This is a genomic window from Ruegeria sp. CDSB013, from assembly GCF_059611165.1.
In genome coordinates this window covers 170137-193945 of record NZ_JBXWPA010000005.1, presented here as the reverse complement: position 1 = coordinate 193945, position 23809 = coordinate 170137, and the positions used below count along the sequence as shown (strand labels likewise).

Genomic DNA, 23809 nt, shown 5'->3' with positions numbered 1-23809 from the left:
TCAGCCCCCGAAATGCAGCACGCAGATCAGCGTGAAAAGGCGACGCGCGGTATCGGTATCTATGTCGGCCTTACCTTCAAGTCGCTCCTGCAAGACGCGGCTGCCTTCGTTGTGGATGCCGCGACGGGCCATGTCGATGGTTTCGATCTGGCTGGGCGGCAGGGTTTTTACCGCGTTGAAATAGCTTTCGCAGATCTGAAAATAATCTTTGACCACTTGCCGGAACGGCCCCAGCGACAGGTGAAACTCAGCTGCCTTTTCCTCGGCCTCGGTGGCTATGTCAAAGACCAGCCGCTTATCGCGGATCGACAGCTGCACACGGTATGGTCCATCAGGCGTGACACGGTCATCGCGCACCGGCAGCGCAAAGCTGTTTTCTTCCAGCAAATCATAGATCGCAACCTTACGCTCCTGCTCAATCTCGGGGGTCGGCGGAGGCAGGTTTCGGTCGTCAAGTTCGATGTGCGAGATACGAGTCATAAGGCGTGGTCCGTTCAGGTCGGGACAGACTTATAGCAACAAAATTAAATGGGCAACGCACACAGACCATTTCCTGACAAACTCGCTACAACGGGTGATCCGAAGGGTCGATTCCGTGCTTCCGCAGCAGGGTGTCGACAAGCGAGCCCTTGGCGATTTCACGACCCTGAAAAATCTTCCGAAACCAAGATCCAAAGAAATGCACGGACATTTTGTTCTGCCAGTCCAGAAACTCGAGCGCCGACATATCCGGATCGTTCCAGTGCTTTCTGTACCTAAGAGGAATCGCGTAAAGCTCGGCGCGGGCAGAACACATATCATGTTCCGGCGTGTCATAAATGTAGTGAAAGAACAAAGGTGGCCCAAAGGTCGAAAGCGGCAAACTCCAGACAGTTGATCTGCCGAATATGTCGATGTAGCTCTTTCGCCGATCCTCTGCCCACCAGGGCGGAACAAGGTCACTGTCAAAAGCAAAATCACACATTTTTTTCAATGCCGGGCTGTCGCTTGGCAAGGCAACAACACCATTCATCATACGTCGACGTTTCATATTCGCCTTAGGAAACAAGTAACCCTGTTTGGTCTCGAACGGTCTGTTCGCGTAGGCATCGGCATCCACCCAGATATAGTCGGTATCCTGCATAAGCTTCAGGCGGAACAGATCCGCATGAACGGCAACGGATCGGGTGATCGGGTCGCAGTAAATCTCGGACGTATCAAATACTTCACGTGCGTCACGCGCCTCGATGTAATCCGGAATATCCTCGAGGTCGCCATAGTGGTAGACGATCGGCTTCTGGTCCACATCCGCGAAGGATTTCAGGCACAAATGCTCTAGAAAACTAAACCGTTTGCCGATCCAGAGTGTTGCCACGCGTTCCAAGTCTGGCTCCTTTGTACCGGGTCGTCTTGCGGCTAGGGCGCCGTTGAACACCCATATGTTTCAAGCCCAATCCATGAAAACCAATACAGGTTCACAGCAGGTGTGACCCCATAGCCATAAACCTTCAGCCATTCAGGCGCTTCAGCCGCGCCGTGACAGACAGCCCATGCGCCTCTAGGCTTTCGGATTGTGCCAGTTGCTCAGCTGCTGGTCCGATTGCACGCAGGGCTTCTGGTGTCATTTGGCTGAGTGTGGTGCGCTTGAGAAAATCCATCACGCTGAGACCCGAGGAGAAGCGGGCCGAACGGGCCGTCGGCAGTACGTGGTTGGGGCCGCCAACATAGTCTCCAATGGCCTCGGGCGTGTACTGGCCCAGGAAGATAGCGCCAGCGTGGACAGTCTTGGCGCTCAGCGCGACCGGGTCGGCCACGCACAACTCAAGGTGTTCGGGCGCGATGCGGTTCGACAATGCCGCCGCCTCGTCCAAATTACGCACGGTGATGATCGCGCCGAAATCACGCCAGCTGGCCCCCGCGATTGCGCGGCGTTGCAGGGTTTCAAGGATTTTATCGACGGCTTTGGCGACAGCCTGCCCAAACCCGGCGTCATCTGTAATCAGAATCGACTGCGCGCTTTCGTCATGTTCTGCTTGGCTAAGCAGATCCAACGCGATCCAGTCGGGGTCGTTGTCCTTGTCGGCAATCACCAGAATCTCGGACGGGCCGGCAATCATGTCTATGCCAACCTTTCCAAAAACGCGGCGCTTGGCGGCGGCGACAAAGGCGTTGCCCGGCCCGGTGATCTTGTCGACGGGCGCGATACTGTCGGTGCCATAGGCCAGTGCGGCAATCGCCTGTGCACCGCCTACACGATAGACTGTATCCACACCGGAAAGCTGCGCCGCCAGCAGGACCAACGGGTTCACCTGCCCGTCCGGCGTTGGCACCGCGATGGCCAAACGCTCGACCCCCGCAACCTTGGCCGGGATTGCGTTCATCAGCACTGATGACGGATAAGATGCCAGCCCGCCGGGCACATAAAGACCAGCAGCCGACACTGCAGACCAGCGCCACCCCAGCGTTGCGCCTGCTTCATCGGTCCACGCGTGATCCTCAGGCATCTGCCTTTCGTGATAGGTCCGGATACGGTCGGCAGCCAATTCCAGCGCGGCCCGATCTTCGGCCGAGACCTGATCCACAGCCTCAGTGATCTGTTCAGCGCTGAAGGCCAATGTTTCGGGGGTCAGCTCCAGCCGGTCAAACTTGGCGGTCAGTTCGATCACCGCCGCATCGCCGCGTTTCCGCACGTCATCGATAATCTCAGCGACAACGGCGTCCACATCCGGGCTGTCCTCGCGCTTGGCGGACAATAGTGTTTTGAAGGCGGTCTCGAATTCAGACGACGTCGTGTCGAGGAAAACAGGCATGTTCTGGCACTCCGGAGCGTTTGATCGGGACATACCGCCCAGATGGGCCGGCCTCAACCCTCAGTCCTGTAGGTGCAGCGATTTGCGCATACTCAGACAGGATAAGTCACAGCGCTGACTGCATCCTCCGGTGGCTTTCCAGCCGTGTCGCGCATAGAAACCCTGTGCCGTTCGGGTGGCTTCAAGCTGCCCCTCGGTACAGCCAAGAGCGATTAGTTCCTGCTCTAGCGTCTTCAACAAAGCACCGCCAATACCGCAACCAATGTGACCTGGATCGATATACAAAAGCGTGATTTCTCCGGCTTCGGTCAGCCCACCAACTGCCGCAGGCTGCCCGTTATGTTCGGCAAGCCAGATTTGTGCGCCGTTTCTGATCCAACCCCTGATCGTCGCCGGATCCTTGTTTGCGGTCCATTGCGCGATCAACTCAGGATCATCCTGATGGTCCGCCTTACAAAGTTCGGTAATTGACCGGATCAGAACATGGCTCAGATCGAACACATCGAAAACGGTCGCACGGCGCAGCACCAGACCCTGTGGGGGTCCGGTGAATGCCTGTGCTATGCCGCGCTTATTCCGGATGGTGCGGTGCCTGACCGGATGGGGCCTGATACGGCCGGGTCACGTCCTTGAGGGTGACATCCAGCGCCTCGACCGACAAACGGATTGCACCGTCGCCTGCCAGCGTCAGCGTAATCTGCCCGGCGCCATCTTCTCCGGCTTCGAAATCGATCGACAGCAGAGACATCACCATGTCCTTATCGCTGCGGTCGACACCCTGACTGGCCACTGACAGGACCGAGCCGACAACCAAAACCGCCTGCACCCGTTCGAATGGCCGATCCCGGCGCGCGGCAGCGTCCTTGTCTTCCCAGCGGAAGCGATTCAGCAGTAAACCGAAGCGGCGTTCAGAGGGTCGCCACGTCATTTCGGTGATTGGGAAAATCGCATCCTGCGCCAGGGTCGAGATCACCTGAAGGTCATCGGCGTCCTCGGCCCCCAGATTCAGTGGGGCTTCGCGTCCGTCTTCGAAACTTGCATCTGTCATTGGCCTTTGATCCGTTCAATCTTTGCGCCCACGCCTTCCAGCTTACGCACCACATGTTCATATCCGCGGTCCAGATGATAGACCCGACTGACGGTCGTTTCCCCCTCAGCTGCCATTCCGGCCAGAATCAACGAGACTGAGGCCCGCAAATCCGTCGCCATCACGGGCGCTCCCTTCAGGCGTTCAACTCCGGTCACGGTCGCTGTACCGCCATGCACTTCGATATTTGCGCCCATGCGCACCAATTCGGGGGCATGCATGAAGCGGTTCTCAAAGATACGTTCTTCCAGAACCGAAGTTCCCTCGGCCGTGCACATCAGTGCCATCATCTGCGCCTGCAGGTCGGTCGGAAAGCCGGGGAATGGCTCGGTCACCACATCCACGGCGCTGACACGACCGTTCTTGCGGACAACCTTCAGGCCATTTTGAGTTTCTTCGACATGCACGCCTGCCGCATCCAGCTTGGCCGCAAAGGATTCGACCAAAGCCATACGACCTCCCAACAGCTCAACCTCGCCGCCGCACATCGCAGGGGCCAGCATATAGGTACCCAATTCAATCCGGTCGGTCACCACCTGATGTGTTGCACCATGCAGCCGATCTACGCCCTGAATCTCGATGGTCGAGGTCCCCTCACCCGAAATCTGTGCACCCATCTTGCGCAGACATTCGACCAGATCGACGATCTCAGGTTCTCGTGCAGCGTTCTTCAGAACGGTCGTGCCTTTGGCCAGCGTCGCAGCCATGACGATGTTCTCGGTCGCGCCCACCGAGGCAAAGCGCATTTCATGCACCGCGCCTTTCAACCCTCCGGGGGCTTTGGCGTGCAAGTAACCGTCTTTCAGTTTAATTTCTGCGCCCAGCGCTTCAAGTCCTTCGACGTGCAGATCCATCGGACGCGCGCCGATGGCACACCCACCGGGCAGCGACACGACGGCCTGCCCGAAACGCGCCAGCAACGGACCCAGCACCAGATTGGACGCCCGCATCTTGCGCACGATCTCATAATCCGCCGTCTGACTGGTCAGGTCATGGCTGGACATCGCCAGCACCTGCCCATCCTGCAACGAGGACACTTCGGCCCCCAGCGATTGCAACAGCGCAGTCATTGTCTTGATGTCACTCAGCCGTGGCGCATTGGTCAACGTCAGCGGTTCTTCGCTGAGCAACGTTGCGGGCATCAGCGTCAGACATGCGTTCTTGGCCCCCGCAATCGGTATCTGTCCGTTCAGCGGCCCGTTGCCCGTTACCAAAATCGAATCCATCTGCTCTTATCCCTCGTCCTTGCCGGCCTTGTCTCCGGAAGCCGCTCGTGCCTTGGCCTGCGCCTTGCGCCGCGCCATATTTGCCTTGAGCGCGGCCTTAAGCCGTTCTTCGCGCGCGTCCCCGGATTTACCGTCTTTTTTGGGTGAATTTTTGTCTGCCATTGTCTTTCTCTACAGGAGACAAAAAAAACCGTCCAGACACCCTTGCGCCGCGTTTCGTTTGAGTCTAATCACCCGCCCACAGCGCTGCTGTAGCTCAGAGGTAGAGCACTCCCTTGGTAAGGGAGAGGTCGAGAGTTCAATTCTCTCCAGCAGCACCATCCAATCTCCACTGCTAAACGCAAGCGCTGCTTTGTTATGAATGTGGAATCTGGTTGTCGCGCTGGTTGCGCCACAAATGCCCGAAACCAGGGCTGTGCGGTTCACGCCCGAAAGCCCGTTTTAGAAATCACCCAGTTTGCGACGGTACCGTTGAATGCGTCAAATGCGCCGTTCCGACGCCGACAATGCACCAGCTAGTGAGCTTTTGATCTCAGACGGGATGTTCCGGCCTTGCTGTTTCATCTTTGCGGCGATCCAGCCCGCAGAATGTCCGCGGCATCCTATTTTGTTCGTGCGCGCAGCGGCCAGAGTTGTCGCCTTATCGCGAGCCAAGGCCATGGAAACCTCAACCTCGGACTCCGGCAGGGCCATTCGAACTGCGCTGAATACATCCATCGAGACCTGCAAAGTCTGACGCTCTAGGCGATGGGCGGCGTTGGTCAGCAGTCGCGTGCAATAAGCCGACAAGAAAAACCAACGGAACACCTGAAAAACCTGACCGTTGGACGCCGCCATATCCGGCGCGCGGTCTGCAACAGCGGTGAGTTCGGAAAAGGCAGCTTCGGCCAATTTGGCCGCATCGCAAATCTGACGCTCGCGACTGGCACGAGAAACCGCGCCGTTGGCGAAGCGGGAGTCAGATTTACCGATTTCCAAGTGCATTGATATCCTCCACCGTCAATTTGTGATGAAGATATAAAATCTGACGGCATCGCCGGCATGGGAATTGCGGTCAGAATTTCCCGATTTGTCGTCTTTTTTGGCCAACTTCAGAGTCTGTCTATACATTTCACCCTATAAGTTGGCCTGTTTTGAGCCATTTGGTCAACTGGTGAACACCGCAAACGTTAATGTTTTAAACAAAAAGCACACATATCTGACACGATCTTGTAATAGTTATGCCCACTTCGATATGTATGAATACTCAATCCTGCTGACCAGTTTACCAGTAAAGTTTTAACGAGGGGGTACGAAGCAGGATCAGGGGGTGAGCGCCTGTTCAGCCAGGCTCGCCTTAGGACAGAGACGCTCCCCCCGTCCTTATCACTTAGTCTATCTTGTTCTTTTGGGCATGTGGCGTCACACCAAAACTCGACCGGTAAACGCGCGAAAAATGTCCCGGATTTTCGAACCCGCAGGCCATTGCCACTTCGGTCACGGATGCTTCGGTCTGCAATAGCAGCTTCTGCGCGCGCTCCAGCCGAAGCTCCATAAAGTACTTCTTGGGCGACGTGTTGAGGTATTTGCCGAACAACCGTTCCAACTGGCGCGTTGAAATCCCCAGACCCCCGGCAATATCAGATGGGGAAACCGGTGCCTCAATGCAGTCCTGCATGATATGAATTGCCTTGGCGAGATGCGCGTTACGCATCCCGTTGCGCGATTGAAGAGACACACGCTGTTTAGCCGTAGCATTGCGCACGGCGTTGTAGACCATCTGGTCAGCAACCGCGATGGACAACTCTTGGCCGTGGTCCCGTTCAATCAGGTGCAACATAAGGTCGGCGGTCGCCGTGCCACCCGAGGCAGTGATGTGCTTTTCATCGGCGACAAAGACGCTGCGCACCAAGTTCACCTCGGGAAAGGCTTCCATAAAGGCATCGTGGTACTCCCAGTGAATGGCGGCCTGCATCCCATCCAGAAACCCTGCCTCGGCAAGCAACCACGCGCCCGAACACAAGGCGCCGATGGCGGTTCCCCGTGCCCGTTCGCGCCGCAGGGTTGCAAGCAAAGGGCGCGAGACATGGTTGCGCATATGAATACCCGACAGCACGAACAGCTGGTTTGTTTTTGGCAGCGCATCCAGTCCACCATGAACCAATGTCACCGACCCGTTGGAACAGACGGCCTGCTTGCTGTGTTCAGACACAAAAGACCACTCATACAGATTTTCACCACTGACGAGGTTGGCAATGCGCAGCGGCTCGACCGCGCAGGAAAAGGCGAGGTGTGAGAATTCCTCGATCAGGATGAAAGTGATGTGACGGGGTTGGCGCATAGACGTCCGATTCAGTTTGACGTGGTCGACGGCCTATGCTGCACGATTCTTTTCTGTATACAACTTGTATTTTATTGGAATACAGAGAATGAACGAAATGGCCGGCACGATTCGCGCAGCGACTGTTGGAGGAACGGATGAAAGACGACGCCAAGTCCCGTAAGGCAGAGTTGATGGAGCACCTGAAGGTGTCGATCCTGACGCTGCGCCTGCAACCAGGCACAGATCTGGACGAGGCGCATCTTTCCGACGCTTTCGGCTTGTCCCGGACACCGTTGCGCGAAGTGTTCCGGCAACTGGCGGGCGAAGGCTATCTGGACTTGCGCACCAACCGCAGTGCCCGGGTGTCCGAGATGTCTTATACCACCCTGCGTGACTTCTTTCTGGCGGCACCCATGGTCTATGGCGCAGTTTTGCGACTTGCCGCGCAGAACGCCACGCGGACGCAGATCAACGACCTGAAAGACGCGCAACAGGCGTTCATGGCCGCTTTGCAATCCGGATCCGCCGAAGATCGGGCATTGGCCAATAACCGCTTTCATGATGTGACCGGAGAGATGTCAGACAATGTCTACTTGCGGCCATCATTCAACCGGTTGCTGATCGACCATGCCCGGATCGGGATGACCTTCTATAGACCCCAATCCGCGCACAAGACCGAAAACCTGTCCGAGGCAAGTCGCCAGCATGACGCCATCATCGCCGCCATCGAGGCGGGCGATGAGGCGGCTGCTGCGCAGCTGGCCGAGGACCACTGGAACCTGTCACGCGACCAAATCGAACTGTTCGTGATGCCTGCTGCGCTGGATATCCCGATGGGTATCCCGCCCCTTTCGAAACCTGCATGAGGACGGAATGAACCCGATTTTCAGATTTGAGGGGATCTATACCCCGGTGGTCACGCCCTATCACCAAGATGGCCGCGTGAACTGGGATGCCCTGTCCCACGTGATCGAATACCTGATCGAGAATGGTGTGCACGGGCTGATCTCGGGCGGGTCAACGGGTGAAAACTATGCCCAGACCGTCGAAGAACGGCTGGAACTGGCGTCGTTCACGCATAAGCAGTTGAAAGGCCGGTTGCCTCTGGTTGTCGGAACTGGAGCGATGCTGACGCCGGATTCCATCGCGCTGGCCTCGGGCGCGCGTGAGATTGGCGCAGACGCGATCCTGCTGGCCAGCCCACCCTATTCTGTGCCGACCGATCGGGAAAACGCCCTGAACGCGCTGGCTATCGACAAGGCCGCTGACTTGCCGGTGATGTTGTACAACTACCCGCACCGCACCGGTACAATGATGGGGGAAGAATTCCTTGACCGCGTGGGGCGCAGCCGAAACTTCTGCGGCATCAAGGAAAGCTCAGGGGATATCAACCGGGTGCATTTGTTGGCGCGGGATTACCCGCATATCCAGCTTGGCTGCGGCATGGATGATCAGGCGCTGGAATTCTTCGCCTGGGGCGCACCGTTCTGGGTCTGCGGTGGGTCGAACTTCCTGCCAGCCGAACATGTGGCACTATATCAAGCCTGCGTTGTCGAAGGGAACTTCGCAAAGGGCCGCCGCATCATGTCCGCCATGATGCCGTTGATGCGGGTGCTGGAACAGGGCGGCAAGTTCATCCAGACCATCAAGCATGGCGTCACCATGAACGGGATCAACGCAGGCTCGATGCGGCCCCCGCTTAAGGGGCTGAACAAGGATGACAAACGCGCTTTGGAACAGGTGACGCGCGTGCTGAAGAAAACAATCGCAGATATCGTGGCGGAGGGCTAAGGCATGGAATTGCTGACACAGGACGAATACAAATCCATCGCTGCGGGCCTGACCTTGCCCACCGGGGCCTTCATCGACGGCGCTTACCGCCCGGCTATCTCAGGCAAGACCTTTGCGACGGTGAACCCCGCTACAGGTGAGAATCTGGCCGATATTGCCGCTTGCGACGCGGCGGATGTGGATTTTGCCGTCGAAAAAGCGCGCGAGGCGTTTGACGATGGACGCTGGTCCAGAATGCACCCCTCGGATCGCAAGGACATACTGATCCGACTGGCCAAGTTGATGACTCGCAATGCCCGTGAATTGGCAGTGATGGAGAGTATCGACAGCGGCAAGACCATCTATGACTGCGAAACCGTGGATATCCCCGAAACGATACACTGCCTGAAATGGCATGCCGAGGCGATCGACAAGATCTATGATCAGGTCTCGCCCGCCAGCGACGACCACATCGCCATGGTGGTGCGCGAACCCATCGGAGTTGTGGGGTTGGTGCTGCCGTGGAACTTCCCGCTGCTGATGCTGGCGTGGAAGATCGGGCCAGCGCTGGCGGCGGGCTGTTCCGTCGTGGTGAAACCGGCGACCGAAACCACGCTGACCGCCCTGCGCCTCGCGGAACTGGCGATGGAGGCGGGCCTGCCGCGCGGCGTTTTGAACATCGTGCCCGGTGGCGGCGCTGATGTCGGTGAGCCGATTGGTCGACACATGGATATCGACATGGTCTCTTTCACCGGCTCGACCGTCACTGGCAAACGGTTCCTGACCTATTCGGCGGAAAGCAACGCCAAAGAGGTTGTGTTGGAGATGGGCGGCAAGAACCCGGCCATCGTGATGGATGATGCCGAGAACCTTGACCGCGTGGCGGCCCATGTCGTGAATGGCGCGTTCTGGAATATGGGTGAGAACTGTTCCGCCTCGTCCCGTCTGATCGTGCACAAGGACGTAAAGGCCGAGTTGCTGGAGCGGATCGCCCATCACGCGAAGCAGTGGAACATCGGTGATCCGCTGGACCCGGAAACCCGAATGGGTGCGTTGGTCAGCGAAGGCCACTACAACAAGGTCTGCGGCTACTTAGAACAAGCCGAAAACGTGGTGATTGGTGGCAATGCCAACAAGGGTTTTGTCGAAGCGACCGTGGTCGAAGTGCCCGGCAATCACAGCACTCTGGCGCGCGAAGAGATCTTTGGTCCCGTTCTGTCGGTGATCGAAGTGTCTGGCTTTGACGAGGCCATCAAGATTGCCAATGACACCGACTATGGCCTGTGTGCTTCGATCTTTACGGCTAACGCCAAGCGAGCCATCCGCGGCGCGCGGGCGATCCGCGCCGGAACCGTGACGGTGAACAGCTTTGGCGAGGGTGACATCACCACCCCCTTCGGCGGCTACAAACAATCCGGTTTTGGTGGCCGCGACAACTCGGTCCACGCCCACGACCAGTACACCCAGTTGAAAACCATCTGGATTGATCTGGCCGATGACGCGGACGAGGCGATCGATTGACGGCCTATACTGCAAAACGGCTGCCACGACAGACTGGGCCGGCGGGGTGGAACGCCATTCTGCCGCCCCAAACATCGCTCCCCCGACTTGAACAGAACATCTCAGCCGACGTCACAATTGTCGGTGGCGGGTTTGCCGGGCTGAGCGCTGCGCGCCGGCTGCATCAGGTTGACCCAGCGCTCAAGGTTGTTCTGCTAGAGGCCGGTCGTTTTGCCGAAGGTTCCGCTGGTCGCAATTCGGGCTTCATGATCGATCTGCCTCATGATCTGGCCTCGGACAATTACGCCGGAAACGGGCTGGAAGCGGACCGCGCAACCATAGCCCTAAACCGCCGCGCAATAAGATTTGCAACGAACGTGGCTGAAGAATGCGAGCTGCCGCAGGAAATGTTCGACCCATGTGGCAAGTTCAACGCCGCTGCCACACGAGCCGGGGACAGGCACAACCGCGAATTCGCCGCACATCTGGATCGGTTGGGAGAGCCCAGCACGCTTTTTGACCGCCAACAGATGCAAGAGATCACGGGCAGCCCGCACTACAGCTCGGGCCTTTATGCGCCTGGCACGGTGATGATTCAGCCCGCCGGTTACATTCGGGCTCTGTCCTCCCACTTATCGTCACAAGTTGATCTGTTCGAAAACTCTCCCGTTACCGCCTTGGAAAAACAAGGCGCGGGGTGGCTGGTAAAAACACCCGATGCGCAAGTTTCAACAGGTCGGATCATTCTGGCCAATAACGGCCATTTGGAAAGCTTCGGGTTCTACGAGCGCCGACTGATGCACATCTGCCTTTACGCGTCGATCACCGAGCGTTTGACGCCTGAACAGGTCACGACATTGGGCGGTCAATCCCGCTGGTCGGTCACTCCGGCTGATCCGATGGGCACCTCGGTCCGGCGGGTCTCGGGCAGCTATGGCGACCGGATCCTGATCCGGTCTTGTTCAACATTTCACCCGACAATCGAAACCAGCCCAATGCGCCTGCGTAATGCAGGGTGGGTGCACGACCGCAAGTTCCGCGAACGATTCCCGCATCTGCCCAATGTGCAAATGGAGCATCGTTGGGCTGGAATGCTTTGCCTTAGCCGAAACGGATCAGCGGCGTTCCGAGAGTTGGACACGGGCGTCTTCTCGGCCTGTTGTCAGAACGGTTTGGGAATTGCCCGAGGGACATTGCAGGGCATGGCGGTGGCGGAATTGGTCACGCAGGGCGGATCATACATTGCGGATCATTTCCTGACCCAGCCGATGCCGCCGCGCCTACCACCCGAGCCGTTCGCATCTTTGGGTGCAAACAGCTATCTGATTTGGAAAGAGTGGCGTTCCGGAAAGGAATGACCTGTCAGGGCAGGCTGAGCTTGGACATGCGACCCCCATCCACCGTATAAATCTGACCGGTGACAAAGCTGGCCTCTTCAGACGCAAGAAACGCCACCACTGCCGCGACCTCCTCTGGTCGGCCAGTCCGGGCGACGGGATGGATGCGGCCAATGTCGCGGCGAAATGCATCCGGGTCCGGCTGAGCGTCGATGAAACCCATGTTCAGTTCAGTGTCGATCCAGCCGGGCGCCACCGCGTTGCAGCGGACCCCCTCCGTCCCGTGATCCACGGCGACGGCACGGGTCAAGCCGTGCAACCCGGCCTTGGTCGCACAATAGGCCGCATGGCCCGGATTACAGCCCAATCCTTCGATCGAGCCGATGTTGACGATGTTCCCTTGCGTCTGCCGCAGATGGGGCAATGCCGCCTTGATCAGCAAAAAAGGGGCCGTCAGGTTGACTGTCAGGTTGCGCTGCCAATCCTCCAGGCTCATATCTTCGACAAGGGCTTCCTGCATCATGCCCGCGTTGTTGACGAGGATATCCAGACGCCCTGCCCGCTCAACGACTTGATTTACCACAGATTGCGGGCTGCTCGGATCACCAAAATTTGCCTCGATCCCTTCGAACCTGGGATCTTGCCCGCGTTGTGCGGTAAACACCTGCGCCCCGTCCTGACGCAGTCGATCAGCAATGGCCCGACCGATCCCGCTGCGTCCTCCGGTGACAAGGGCGATTTTGCCATTAAATCGGGTCATGATACCGGCTTGCCTCCATTCACTTCCAGTAACGCACCGCACACATACCGCGACGCATCCGAGGCCAAAAACAGGATCACGTCGGCAATATCTTCAGGTTCGGCAATTCTGCCCAGGGGAACAGTCTGCCCCAGTTCGGCCACCGCGGTATCCGGATCGAACCCGCGCTTGGCGAACCCGGACCGCAGCATAGGCGTGTTCACCTCGTTTGGGCAAACGGCGTTGATGCGGATGCCCTGATGGGCGTGGTCCATCCCCATGCATTGGGTCAGAGAGGCGATCGCTGCCTTGGTCATGCAGTAGACCGCATGGTTTGGGCCAGGACGCAGACCCCAACAGGATGCGGTGTTTACGATCGCCCCGCCTCCGTTCGCAGCCATTATCGGTATCGCAGCGCGGCAAATTCGAAAGGGGGCTTCGACGTTCACGCCCAGAGACAGAGACCAATCCTGATCCGAGGTTTCAGTGACGGCACCCCGCGTAATGACACCTGCGTTGTTAACAACAATGTCCAACCCGCCCAGCGCATCTGCCGCCCGTTTCGGCAGCGCATCGGCATAGACCGGGTCCAGCAGATCGCCGGGCAGATGGGCATCAGCCTCGATCCCGTCGGTCAGGCGGTCAGCAACGGCAACCTGCGCGCCGGCAGCACGTAGGCGGCGCACCAGAGAGGTTCCGATCCCCCCAGCAGCGCCCGTGACCAAAGCCGATTTTCCTGCAAACTCCATGATATGCTCCATCAGAAAGATGCGACGGGCGCGCCAAAGCGGGTTTCGTCGGGAACGACGCCCAACCCCGGCCCGGTTGGAACTTGGATATACCCACCCTCTATGCTGATTCCATTCTCGGCATCGTAATTTCCTTCGATGTATGGTGCAGCCAGCCAAACACCTTCCAGCAGATCGGGTCGGACCGTCGCGCCAATATGCACGCAGGCCGCGGCGATAATGTCCCCGCCCCAACTGTCGTCGCAGGTATGAGGCAGATTGCGCGCCTCGCAGAGGTCTCGAAACGCGCGCATTGGCTGCAGGCCACCAATCCGTGTGACTTTCATACCAAACCCATCCACCAGGCCAGTGCCGGCCGCTGAGATAACCGTGTTCAGATCGGTGGAGTTCTCGTCCATGTATATCGGATGGCCAATTTGTGGCCGTATCTTTTGCAGGTCCTCAATCGTGTTGCAGGGTTGTTCCATGACAAAAGGGATATCCGGGCATACGCGACTGACGCGTAACGCATCACGGGTTGTCCAACCTCGGTTTCCGTCCACGGCCAAGCGCATTCCGGACCCGCCAATGACCTCCCACACTTTGCGGATGGTTTCGATGTCAACCTCAACCGGACGACCGCCAACCTTGATTTGCAGTCGCGGATAGCCTTCGGTCAATTTTCCTGCTGCCAGTGTGGCGATATCATCCGGCGCCCCAACACCAGTCGCGTAATACGACGGAACCTTGTCCACTTCGGCACCGCCGAGCAGTTCCGATACGCTGACCCCAAATTGCTTGCCCAGCAGGTCATGCGCTGCAATGTCGATGGCCGCTTTGGCATAGTTGTGGCCGTTTAGAAGACCATCCATCCGACGGTGCAGCCCCAGCAGCGAAACCTTGGCGCCCAGCAACCCATTTGCCATTTGGGCCAGAGCGGCACGCGCACCAGCAGCGTGTGCCTCGGCATACGTGGGGCCAACCGGGCAAGTCTCTCCCCATCCGACCAATCCGTTGTCGGTCACCAACTTGACCAGTGTGGCGTCCAACGCCCAGACCTCGGCATTGGCCATTGTATAGGGGCCGTTCTTGACCGGCAGATCGTGGCTATAGATGTGAATTTCGGTAATTTTCACTGCAGATATTCCATCGTGTCTTGAAAGGAAAAAACCCGCCCTGGTGTCGGGCGGGCAAGTCTCGGGGGCGATAATCCTAGTAACTCTGGTTCAGCTCGTCAGCCGCCGGGATCTCGCGCTCGCGCCGGGCGATGTAATCCAGCAGGGCTTCGTTTTTCGCCTCGTCCAGTTTGGGTTCCTCATATTCGGCCAGCAACGCGCGTGCGCGGTTCAGGGCGCGTTCCGTGATTTCGACACTACCTTCGGCCTGCCATTGTTCGATCGAGTTGTTGTCGAACAGTTCAGGCATGAAGAAGGCGCTCTGGAAATTGTCCTGCGTGTGCGGATGTCCCAGATAGTGCCCGCCGGGCCCGACATCGGGCACTGCTGCAAGAGCTTGATCAAAATCATCCCATCTCGGCCCCTCAGCCATGCGATAGGCCATCGCGCATTGTTCGGCGTCGACGATAAACTTGGCCACGGAACAGTGCATCCCGGCCTCATTCCATCCGGCTGAATGCCAGATGTAGTTAGCGCCCGCATGCATGACTGCCTGCAAGGTGGTGGCAGATTCATATCCGGCCTGGGCGTCAAAGGTTTTGGCACCACCCAGCGTGTTCGAAGTACGCCAAGGGACGTCATAATACCGGGCCATCTGGCCAATCATGAAATTCATTAGGTTAATTTCGGGTGTACCCGCCATCGGCGCACCGGATTTCATCGACACGGTCGACAGGTAGTGCCCATAGATCGCCGGCGCACCCTTGCGAATGACCTGTGTGTAGGCCAGCGCGCTAAGCGCCTCGGCATTCAGCTGCGCCACAGTGGCCGGAACAGATGCAGGCGTGTTGGCCCCCCCCAGAACGAAGGGTGAGCAGAGCACTGGTTGATTGCGACGGCAAAAGGCCCGCAATGCACCCAGCATGGTTTCGTCCCACACCAACGGCGAGTTGCCGTTGCAGTTACCGGTGGTCACCGGGTGATCTTCAAGAAATTCCTCGCCAAACAAGATCCCGCACATGTCCATGACGTCTTCGGCATTCTTGGGTGAAGTGGTCATGCCCATGAACGTCTTGTCCGAATGCTTCATCGACGAATAGGTGATGCGCAGGTGCCGTTGACTGATCGGATGGTCGTAGGGTTCCACGATGTGATGGGCCGAGGAATGCAGCGCGGGCATCATGTGACTGAGTTTGTGGAACATCGCCAGATCTTCCAACAACGGATTTCGGCGCACGTCGTCCAGATCGCGCAGAAATGGGGCGCCGGTCATAGGCACAAAGATCGAGTGCTTACCGCCCAGCCGCACATTCTTTTTCGGATCCCGCGCGTGATATGTGAAGTCGCTGGGTATGGTGGCGATCAACTCGCGCACCAACCCGCGGTCGAGGTAAACCAGTTCGCCATCGACTTTGGCACCGGCCTTCTTCCAATCTTCCAGCGCGATGGGGTCTCGGAACTGAACGCCAACGTTCTCAAGGATGTCCATCGAGGCACTGTCTATGCGTTCGACTTGAGCGCTATCCATCACTTCACACAAGGGGATGCCTCTGGTCAGGCCAGGCAGCATTTCAAAGTTCGGGGCAGTGCGCAGGGCGCGGCGGGCAGAGCGTCCGCCCGAGCGTGTCGCAGTACGAATGTTCACGGGGCAATCCTCCAATCTTGCTAATCAGACTGACGGATTCGGCGCCGGCGCACCTCACTGATTGCGATATCTGTTTGCAGGAAACGACATAGACACCCGGAACGAAAAACACCGCCCCAAATGGGGCGGCGTCTGTTTTGGCATTAAGACCTGCGCTTATTCTGCGGCCTGCGCGCTAGCATCGGTGTGCTTGTCGCGCCGACCATCACGATAGAGCGCCTTGGTCAGCGAAACCATCATCAGCCCCATGACAACAGTAAAGGGCAGAGCACCAATGATCATCGCATTGCGCAACGCGTCCATCGGGTTGTTTTCGCCAGCGGCCAAGATCAGCGCACCGATCACAGCTGTCAGGATAACACCCCAGATGATACGGTGCTTAACGCCGGTTTCTTGGCTGCCACCGGACATGATGGTGTTCATAACCAGAATGCCCGAGTCCGCAGAAGTCACCAGGAAGGTCATGATCAGGATCACGCACATGACGTTCAGCATGGACAGAAGCCCACCGTCGATCATGTAAGACAGCGTCACGAACAGCTTGTTGGTGTTCGACGCACCGATGATCGCGCCTTCTGCTGCACCAGCCAATTCCAGATCAATCGCGGTACCACCCAGAACAGTCATCCAGGCAAAGCAAACCAGCGCCGGCGCCAGTACGCAGCCCAGAATGAACTCACGCACAGACCGACCCTTGGAGATGCGCGCCAGGAACAGGCCCACGAACGGCGAGAACGCAATCCACCAAGCCCAGTAGAAGGTGGTCCAGCCCGACTGCCAGCCAAACTGACGGCCTTGCTCGCCTGCGGCGTAAACAGCCGCCAGCGTGTCGTCACTCAACTCCGCCGCAGCACCTTCAAGACCGCTCTTAAAGCCGTCAAAGCTGCCCCATGCGTTGGTTGCGCCACCCACCAGATCAGCAGCATGCGCCTGCGCTTCTGCAGGCAGAGCCGCTGCAAACGCTTCGGTCGACAACGGACCGTATGCACCAAAGCTCAGCGAGAGGAAGTGCAGAAGGTAGTCAAACAGTGCTGTGCCATAGGTTGTCATGGCGAATACGAACGAGCCGAAGATCACAAAGGTGCCCAGCAGGATGATCGACAGAACAAGGTTCAGGTTCGACAAGTATTTAACACCGCGACCAACACCCGAGACCGCCGAAATGATCGACAGACCCATGATGACAACCAGACCTGCGATCAGACCAACTTTGCTTGGCGTAGGTACTTCACCACCAAAATCCATGATCCATTCCATGCCGGTGATTGCATACAGACCGTCGATGAACTGGCTGACACCAAACCCGATCGTAACAGACACACCCAGGATCGTTGCAACAACACCCAGAACGTCAACGACGTGGCCGAGAAAACCGTTCATCAGACGACCGAAAAGCGGGGTAAGAGCCGCGCGAATGGTCAGAGGCATGTCACGAGTATAGGCGTAGTAGGCCAGCGACAGGCCGGTCACCACGTAAATTGCCCAGGCATGAAAGCCATAATGCAGGAAAGTATACCGATACGCGGATTGAACGGACTCTGGATCATTGCCTGCAACTGCACCGGCCACGACTTCGGGGTTCGATCCCCACAGGCCCAAAGGTTCAGCGGTGGCAAAAACCATCAGGCCGACACCCAGACCCGCTCCGAACATCATCGAGAACCAGGAGAAGTTCGAAAACTCGGGTTTTTCGCCCGCTGTTCCCATAACCCGCTTTCCGGTCGTTGGAAGGATGGCAACAATGACGAGGAAGATGACAAACAGGCCGACAATGACCACGTAGAAGCTGTTGAAGACTTCCAGCAACTTTCCGTTCCAGCTGCCAAGTGTGCTATTGGCATTGGCCGGAAAGACAAGTGCCCATAGCACAAGGGCAACCATGATGCCCTTACTGATTAGGGCGATTGGGACGCTGTAATTTTCATAGAATCCGGCATCGGCCGTTTCTATCTCTAGATCCGTAAAGGGTTCGGGTATCGACATGTTGCTCCTCCGTGGTGCTGTATCAATTGCGATACTGTCTCTGCACTTCACGCAATTCGCCCAATCGCCTCGAACGATGGGGAAGGTGCTGCAGCAGACGTATCGGCTCTTTCTTGTCTCGTTTCTGTGTTTCAGAAATGCGGCACCGCCGCATGGTCTTACGCCTTCTGAGTTGCATTGAATTCAACACACCGTGCAATCAGGCGATACTCGGTCTTACCAACTGGGAATGGGTTCGCGCCTCCTTCACGTCCCCTTTCGACCTTTCCCGTTTGTCAGTTCGGGACATCATTGTGTCGCAGTACCGTCTTGCGACGCCCGGAAAATTCTCTCGAAAAGCCCGAAAAACACAAAGTTTGTTGGTAGAACTGACTATAGTGGCGCTCCGTTCAAAATTCGGCCAGAACCGACGCATTGACGAAAAATGCGACATCCGCCTTTAACTTGAGCCAGAAAAACATCAAATCATCAAAAGCGCTATAGCTTTCACCTTCAAAAAAACTAAAACTGAGTTGATAAAAATTAAACTAACCCGAAAAACGATTCACCAGCTTCCATGTCCAGACGACACTACAACCTGCCGCCGCTGACAACCTTGTCAGCTTTTGAGGCCGCCGCCCGCCACCTGAGCTTTAAGAACGCCGCCGTTGAACTGTCCGTTACACCCGGTGCGGTCAGCCACCAGATCAAGGCGCTAGAAGGCGATCTGGACACACCGTTGTTTCAACGCAAGCATCGCGGCGTTGATCTGACCGAGGATGGCAAGGCGCTTTATGACGCGCTGTCCACGTCCTTCGGCCGCATTTCGAAAACGCTGAGCATGATCCGCGACCGATCGACAGCCGGAAAGGTGACCGTAGGATCGACAACCGCGGTTGCCGCGTTGTGGTTGTCTCCGGCTGTCATTCGGTTCTGGCGGGACATGCCCGAAGTCAATGTTGATCAACTGTCACAGGATCGCCCCTTTCGCGATCGGCCTGACGTCGACTTTTTCATTCGCTATGGGCGGGACAGCGATCCCAACCTGTCACACACTCCGCTGTTTCGCGACCAGCTAGTCCCGGTCGGAAGCCCAGAGATGGCAGAAAGGCTTGCGGATGCCGGTCTTGAGGATCTGACCTCTGAACGGCTGATCCATTTGGAGTCAGAAGACCGCACCTGGACCACCTGGCCCGAATGGTTCCAGCAGTTGGGATATAATGGCACAGTGCCCATTGAATCCCGCGTCAACAGCTATTCCGTCGCGCTGCAGCTTGCGCGCAAGGGTGCCGGGCTGGCGCTGGGTTGGCAGCGGCTGATCCAACCCATGCTGCAATCAGGCAAACTGGTGCCGATTGGCACGCATCAAGTGCCCGCGCCGAACCAGTTTTATTTGGTCGGGCGACCGGACGAAGAGCTCTCAGAAAGTGCCCGCGCCCTTAAGAACTGGATCGTTCAAGAGGTTCAGGAAGGTTCGGTTTAGGTGAAATCACTCTCTGATGAGCTTTTCTGATATTGAGACCAACAGGTTCAATCCGCCAATAGGGATTAATAGCATCCAGCAAAACCTCAGGAGAGCCCGATGAACAAGCATAGCGCGCTGTCTTCCGTTCTGGCCGATGTAAACGTCGCAAATGGCCTGCCGAACGAACATTACATCGATCCGACCGTTTTTGACGAAGAAAAGCGTTCTGTGCTGTATGCCAACTGGTCCGGGATCGGCTTCGGCAAGGATGTTCCGGAAGAAGGCGATGCAAAACCAGTCGATTTTCTGGGCATGCCGCTGCTGATTGTCCGGGACAAAGACGGCGAGGTTGGCGTTTTCCAAAACACCTGCCGCCACCGCGGGATGATTCTGGTAGACACGCCGCGCAAAATCGGCGGCGCAATCCGCTGCCCCTATCACAGCTGGTGCTACAGCCTGAAAGGTGAGCTGCGCGCAACCCCGCATGTGGGTGGTCCCGGCCAGAACAAGCACGAAGACGTCAATCGCGAAGACCTGGGTCTGATCCGCGTGCGGTCCTACGTCTGGCGGGATGTGATCTTTGTGAATGTTGACGGCACAGCACCGGAATTCGAAGAGGTACACGGCCCCCTGCTGGAACGTTGGAAGGAATTTGAGAAACCCGTCTTCCACGGCGGTGAAACGTCCTCATTCAAGCTTGAGGTCAAGACCAACTGGAAGCTTGCGGTCGAGAACTATTGCGAAAGCTATCACCTGCCATGGGTGCATCCCGGTCTGAACAGTTATTCGCGGCTGGAGGATCACTACAACATCGAAGAGCGCGATCAGTATTCGGGCCAAGGAACCCTGGTTTACCGCCAACTGACAGATCAGGACGGCGCAACCTTCCCGGATTTTGACGGGCTGAGCGACAAGTGGAACGAAGGCGCTGAGTATATTGCGGTTTATCCAAACGTTCTGCTGGGTGTGCAACGCGATCACGCATTTGCCATTGTGCTGGAGGCAGTCGATCAGGAAAACACCGTCGAACATATCGAGCTGTACTACGCCAAAAGCACTGATGACACTCCGCAGCATGATGGACTGCGTGCTTCGAACGCGCAGCTGTGGAAGACGGTATTCGAAGAGGATGTCTTTGTCGTCGAAGGCATGCAGAAAGGCCGACATGGTATGTTATTCGACGGCGGTCGGTTTTCGCCCGCCATGGACGGGCCGACGCATAACTTCCACCATTGGGTCGCGACGCAAGTCGAAAACGGCCGCGCAGGCTAACCTTATCGGATCGGCCAGCCAGTCAGAGGTTGGCCGGTCGACGACAAATAGGGACACCTATGGACAAACAGGAACTGGATCGACTTCTGCTGGACGCTCATGATCGCAACGATCCTGCCGACCTGATCCGGTACTATACGCTGGCCGCGGATGAGCGCGAAACGGCGCGGGACATCGACGCCGCCTGTTTCTACCTGACCCATGCCTTCATTTTCGCACTGGAATCCGGCGCGCCTGAAGCCGATGCGCTGAACCAGCGGCTGGTCGCGCATGGCCGCACGCATAAGCTGGAGTTCTGAGTTTAGCTTCAGATTAAATTCACTCAACCCAACTTGAAATTAATGTCCGTTGCCGGTGCCATTGCGATGATGACACATGGCGGCGGGACCAACTTTGATACGGCAGGCTCATGAAAACGAATGCACAGGCGGTGGTGATTGGCGGCGGGGTGATCGGGTGTTCGATCCTCTATCATTTGACCAAACTGGGATGGTCGGATGTGGTTCTGCTGGAACGGGATGAACTGACATCCGGGTCCACTTGGCACGCCGCGGCGAACATCCACGGGCTGCACGACAGCACCAATATCAGCCGCATTCAGCACTACACGATGAACCTGTACAAAGAACTTGAAGCCGAAACCGGCCAGAGCTGCGGCGTGTTCCAGCCTGGTTCGCTGTATCTGGCGCAGACCAAAGAACGCGAACATCAGCTGAAGTTGCAGGCCGCTAAGGCCAAGCTTTACGGCATGAACTTTTATAAGATCAGCATCGAAGAGGCCCAAAGACTGAACCCGCTGGTCAACTACGATGGCATCCGCTGCGTGATGTACGAACCTGACGGCGGCAATGTGGACCCTTCGGGTGTCACAAATGCCTATGCGGTGGGCGCCCGGCAGCGCGGGGCCGAGATTCATCGCTTCACCCCAGTCACCGCGACCGACCAGCAAGAAGATGGTACTTGGATTGTTCGGACTCCCAAAGGCGATATCCACACCCCTTGGGTCGTCAATGCCGCCGGTCTGTGGGGGCGCGAAGTCGCCAGATTGGCTGGCATCGAGCTGCCCCTGCAACCGACCGAGCATCAGTACTTCGTGACCGAAACCATGGCGGACGTAGCCGCGCACGGCACGCGCCTGCCTTCGGTCAGTGATCGCGACGGCGAATACTACCTGCGGCAGGAAGGTCAGGGCCTGCTGGTTGGCGCCTATGAAAAAGACATGAAATTCTGGGCCGAGGATGGCACGCCACTCGACTTCGCGCATGATCTCTTCCCCGACGATCTGGAACGGATCGAAGAGAATATGATGAACGCCATCGAACGTCTGCCCGCCGTGGGTGAAGCCGGAATCAAGCGGGTTATCAACGGGCCGATGATCTGGTCGCCCGACAGCAACGTGCTGATGGGACCAGTGCCCGAGGTCGACGGCTATTTCTGCTGCAATGGCATCATCCCCGGCTTTTCACAATCCGGCGGCATGGGCCTGATGGCGGCGCAATGGATCATCGAGGGTGAAACGCAGTACGATATGTTCGCCTGGGATATGGCTCGGTTCGATGACTGGGCGACGAAAGAGTTCACAATGGCCCGCGTTCAGGACCAGTACGCCCACCGGTTCGCCATTCACTTCCCCAACGAAGAGCGCAGCGCAGGTCGTCCGGCGCGTACGCGCCCTGTCTACGACACGCAGGCTCAAATGGGTGCGGTCTTCGGCCTGAATGCTGGTTGGGAACATCCGCTATGGTTCGCAGACACTCCGGGTGCCAAAGACACCAATGGTTTTACGCGTCAGAACTGGTGGGGACCGGTTGGCGAGGAATGCCGTATGCTGCGTGACCGCGCAGGGATCATCGACATCTCGAACTTTGCCAAATATGTCTGCAAAGGCCCCGGGGCCAAGGGTTGGCTCAACGCAGTTTTCGCCAACACGATGCCTAAAGCGGTAGGTCGGTCCTGCCTGACGCCGCTGATCTCGAAACGCGGAGGAATCGCTGGGGACTTCACCGTTACCCGCGTGGCCGAGGACGAATTCTGGATCATCGGTTCAGGCATGGCGGAGCGCTATCACAAGCGGTTCTTCAAGCAGGTTCCTCTGCCCAAGGGCACCACTTTCGAAAGCAAGACCCAAGCTGTGTGCGGGTTCAACGTCGCGGGCCCAAAATCGCGCGAGATTTTGCAACGACTCACTAATACCTCACTCGCCACCGAGGATTTTCCATTCATGCGGTCAGCGAAAATCGAACTGGCCGGGATTGAGGTGCTGGCCCTGCGGGTCTCGTTCACGGGTGACCTGGGGTGGGAGGTGCACTGCGCCACCGAAGATCAGGCCGGTCTGTATGACGCGCTGCTTCAAGCCGGTCAGGAATTCGGCGCGGGTCCAGTTGGCAGCCGGGCGTTGATGTCTTTGCGCGTCGAAAAGGGGTATGGATCGTGGAGCCGCGAATACAGCCCCGAATACTGGCCGCATGAGGTAGGTCTGGATCGGTTGTGCAAGTTCAGCAAAGACTTTCTGAACAAGAACGCAGCCGAGACCGTTATAGCCAACCCTGCCCGCGAACAGCTTGTCCTTTTGCAACTGGATGAGGCTGACACCAGCGCGTCGAACGCCGACGCGACTGGCGGTGAGCCAATCTTCAAAAATGGTCAGGGTATCGGCCGCGTGACCTCTGGCGCTTATGGTTATTCCGTCAGCATGTCTCTGGCGCTTGGCTTTGTAACCGATGCCAAAGCAGGGGATGAGGTCGAGGTGATGGTATTGGGACATCCGCACAAGGCGACCATTCTGTCCGAGCCGCCTTTTGATCCAAATGGTGAAATCCTACGCGGCTGAATAAACCGTGAACGGCTCCTGACCCTACGGGAAGCTGTTCTC

The 23809-nt window shown here is 57.5% G+C and carries 22 protein-coding genes and 1 tRNA gene; 9 read left to right on the top strand and 14 right to left on the bottom strand.

The window, feature by feature from the left end; translation table 11 throughout:
- The 7 genes from AC2FJF_RS11240 to AC2FJF_RS11210 all read right to left on the bottom strand — a co-directional run bounded on the left by AC2FJF_RS11240 (position 1) and on the right by AC2FJF_RS11210 (position 5264).
- Positions 1 to 480 (bottom strand): UPF0262 family protein, encoded by a 480-nt coding sequence (locus AC2FJF_RS11240; RefSeq protein WP_496696377.1) that lies wholly within the window; start codon positions 478 to 480, stop codon positions 1 to 3.
- Between the two features lie 85 nt (positions 481 to 565).
- Positions 566 to 1363, bottom strand: a complete 798-nt coding sequence (locus AC2FJF_RS11235) for a hypothetical protein (protein ID WP_496725488.1) — start codon at positions 1361 to 1363, stop codon at positions 566 to 568.
- A gap of 124 nt (positions 1364 to 1487) precedes the next feature.
- Positions 1488 to 2789 carry a histidinol dehydrogenase gene (gene hisD, locus AC2FJF_RS11230; RefSeq protein ID WP_496725487.1) on the bottom strand — a complete coding sequence of 434 codons (1302 nt, stop codon included), beginning with the start codon at positions 2787 to 2789 and terminating at the stop codon, positions 1488 to 1490.
- A 60-nt stretch (positions 2790 to 2849) separates the two neighbouring features.
- Positions 2850 to 3317, bottom strand: coding sequence for a GNAT family N-acetyltransferase (locus AC2FJF_RS11225; RefSeq protein ID WP_496725486.1), 468 nt, complete (start codon positions 3315 to 3317; stop codon positions 2850 to 2852).
- Positions 3318 to 3360: 43 nt separating this feature from the next.
- Entirely contained in the window at positions 3361 to 3837 is a 477-nt protein-coding gene (locus AC2FJF_RS11220; protein ID WP_496725485.1) for a DUF2948 family protein, read from the bottom strand.
- On the bottom strand, positions 3834 to 5102 hold the full coding sequence (gene murA / locus AC2FJF_RS11215; protein ID WP_496725484.1) for a UDP-N-acetylglucosamine 1-carboxyvinyltransferase: 1269 nt from the start codon (positions 5100 to 5102) through the stop codon (positions 3834 to 3836). Before murA ends, AC2FJF_RS11220 begins: the two co-directional genes overlap by 4 nt.
- A gap of 6 nt (positions 5103 to 5108) precedes the next feature.
- Positions 5109 to 5264, bottom strand: coding sequence for a hypothetical protein (locus tag AC2FJF_RS11210; protein ID WP_496725483.1), 156 nt, complete (start codon positions 5262 to 5264; stop codon positions 5109 to 5111).
- A gap of 83 nt (positions 5265 to 5347) precedes the next feature.
- Between AC2FJF_RS11210 and AC2FJF_RS11205 the strand changes: the two genes are divergently transcribed.
- A tRNA-Thr gene (locus tag AC2FJF_RS11205) sits at positions 5348 to 5422 on the top strand.
- Between the two features lie 160 nt (positions 5423 to 5582).
- Here the strand turns inward: AC2FJF_RS11205 and AC2FJF_RS11200 are convergent.
- Positions 5583 to 6086 carry a hypothetical protein gene (locus tag AC2FJF_RS11200; protein WP_496725482.1) on the bottom strand — a complete coding sequence of 168 codons (504 nt, stop codon included), beginning with the start codon at positions 6084 to 6086 and terminating at the stop codon, positions 5583 to 5585.
- Positions 6087 to 6471: 385 nt separating this feature from the next.
- The gene (locus AC2FJF_RS11195; protein WP_496725481.1) at positions 6472 to 7422 is read right to left on the bottom strand and encodes a GlxA family transcriptional regulator; all 951 of its coding nucleotides are present in this window, start codon (positions 7420 to 7422) and stop codon (positions 6472 to 6474) included.
- 137 nt (positions 7423 to 7559) lie between these two features.
- Here AC2FJF_RS11195 and AC2FJF_RS11190 point away from each other — a divergent pair, with 137 nt between their 5' ends.
- From AC2FJF_RS11190 to AC2FJF_RS11175, 4 genes are read left to right on the top strand one after another with little or no spacing between them, the layout of a single operon-like run.
- Entirely contained in the window at positions 7560 to 8270 is a 711-nt protein-coding gene (locus AC2FJF_RS11190) for a GntR family transcriptional regulator (RefSeq protein ID WP_496725480.1), read from the top strand.
- Between the two features lie 7 nt (positions 8271 to 8277).
- Positions 8278 to 9195, top strand: a complete 918-nt coding sequence (locus AC2FJF_RS11185; RefSeq protein ID WP_496725479.1) for a dihydrodipicolinate synthase family protein — start codon at positions 8278 to 8280, stop codon at positions 9193 to 9195.
- Between the two features lie 3 nt (positions 9196 to 9198).
- Complete coding sequence (locus AC2FJF_RS11180) at positions 9199 to 10695, top strand: aldehyde dehydrogenase (protein ID WP_496725478.1); 1497 nt, start codon at positions 9199 to 9201, stop codon at positions 10693 to 10695.
- Entirely contained in the window at positions 10692 to 12032 is a 1341-nt protein-coding gene (locus tag AC2FJF_RS11175; RefSeq protein ID WP_496725477.1) for an NAD(P)/FAD-dependent oxidoreductase, read from the top strand. Before AC2FJF_RS11180 ends, AC2FJF_RS11175 begins: the two co-directional genes overlap by 4 nt.
- A 4-nt stretch (positions 12033 to 12036) precedes the next feature.
- Here AC2FJF_RS11175 and AC2FJF_RS11170 read toward each other — a convergent pair whose 3' ends face one another.
- The 5 genes from AC2FJF_RS11170 to AC2FJF_RS11150 all read right to left on the bottom strand — a co-directional run bounded on the left by AC2FJF_RS11170 (position 12037) and on the right by AC2FJF_RS11150 (position 18221).
- On the bottom strand, positions 12037 to 12771 hold the full coding sequence (locus AC2FJF_RS11170) for an SDR family NAD(P)-dependent oxidoreductase (RefSeq protein WP_496725476.1): 735 nt from the start codon (positions 12769 to 12771) through the stop codon (positions 12037 to 12039).
- The gene (locus AC2FJF_RS11165) at positions 12768 to 13499 is read right to left on the bottom strand and encodes an SDR family NAD(P)-dependent oxidoreductase (protein WP_496725475.1); all 732 of its coding nucleotides are present in this window, start codon (positions 13497 to 13499) and stop codon (positions 12768 to 12770) included. Before AC2FJF_RS11165 ends, AC2FJF_RS11170 begins: the two co-directional genes overlap by 4 nt.
- Before the next feature lie 11 nt (positions 13500 to 13510).
- A complete protein-coding gene (locus AC2FJF_RS11160; protein ID WP_496725474.1) occupies positions 13511 to 14614 on the bottom strand; it encodes a mandelate racemase/muconate lactonizing enzyme family protein in 1104 nt (367 codons plus the stop codon).
- 76 nt (positions 14615 to 14690) lie between these two features.
- Entirely contained in the window at positions 14691 to 16238 is a 1548-nt protein-coding gene (locus tag AC2FJF_RS11155; protein WP_496725473.1) for a trimethylamine methyltransferase family protein, read from the bottom strand.
- Between the two features lie 156 nt (positions 16239 to 16394).
- Positions 16395 to 18221, bottom strand: coding sequence for a BCCT family transporter (locus AC2FJF_RS11150; protein ID WP_496725472.1), 1827 nt, complete (start codon positions 18219 to 18221; stop codon positions 16395 to 16397).
- Positions 18222 to 18777: 556 nt separating this feature from the next.
- Between AC2FJF_RS11150 and AC2FJF_RS11145 the strand changes: the two genes are divergently transcribed.
- The 4 genes from AC2FJF_RS11145 to AC2FJF_RS11130 all read left to right on the top strand — a co-directional run bounded on the left by AC2FJF_RS11145 (position 18778) and on the right by AC2FJF_RS11130 (position 23767).
- On the top strand, positions 18778 to 19683 hold the full coding sequence (locus AC2FJF_RS11145) for a LysR substrate-binding domain-containing protein (protein WP_496725471.1): 906 nt from the start codon (positions 18778 to 18780) through the stop codon (positions 19681 to 19683).
- 99 nt (positions 19684 to 19782) lie between these two features.
- On the top strand, positions 19783 to 20937 hold the full coding sequence (locus tag AC2FJF_RS11140; RefSeq protein WP_496725470.1) for an aromatic ring-hydroxylating oxygenase subunit alpha: 1155 nt from the start codon (positions 19783 to 19785) through the stop codon (positions 20935 to 20937).
- A 59-nt stretch (positions 20938 to 20996) separates the two neighbouring features.
- Positions 20997 to 21236, top strand: coding sequence for a hypothetical protein (locus AC2FJF_RS11135; protein ID WP_496725469.1), 240 nt, complete (start codon positions 20997 to 20999; stop codon positions 21234 to 21236).
- Between the two features lie 110 nt (positions 21237 to 21346).
- Positions 21347 to 23767: a GcvT family protein gene (locus tag AC2FJF_RS11130; protein ID WP_496725468.1), complete on the top strand. Its 2421-nt coding sequence runs from the start codon at positions 21347 to 21349 to the stop codon at positions 23765 to 23767.
- The last annotated feature ends 42 nt before the right edge of the window (positions 23768 to 23809 follow it).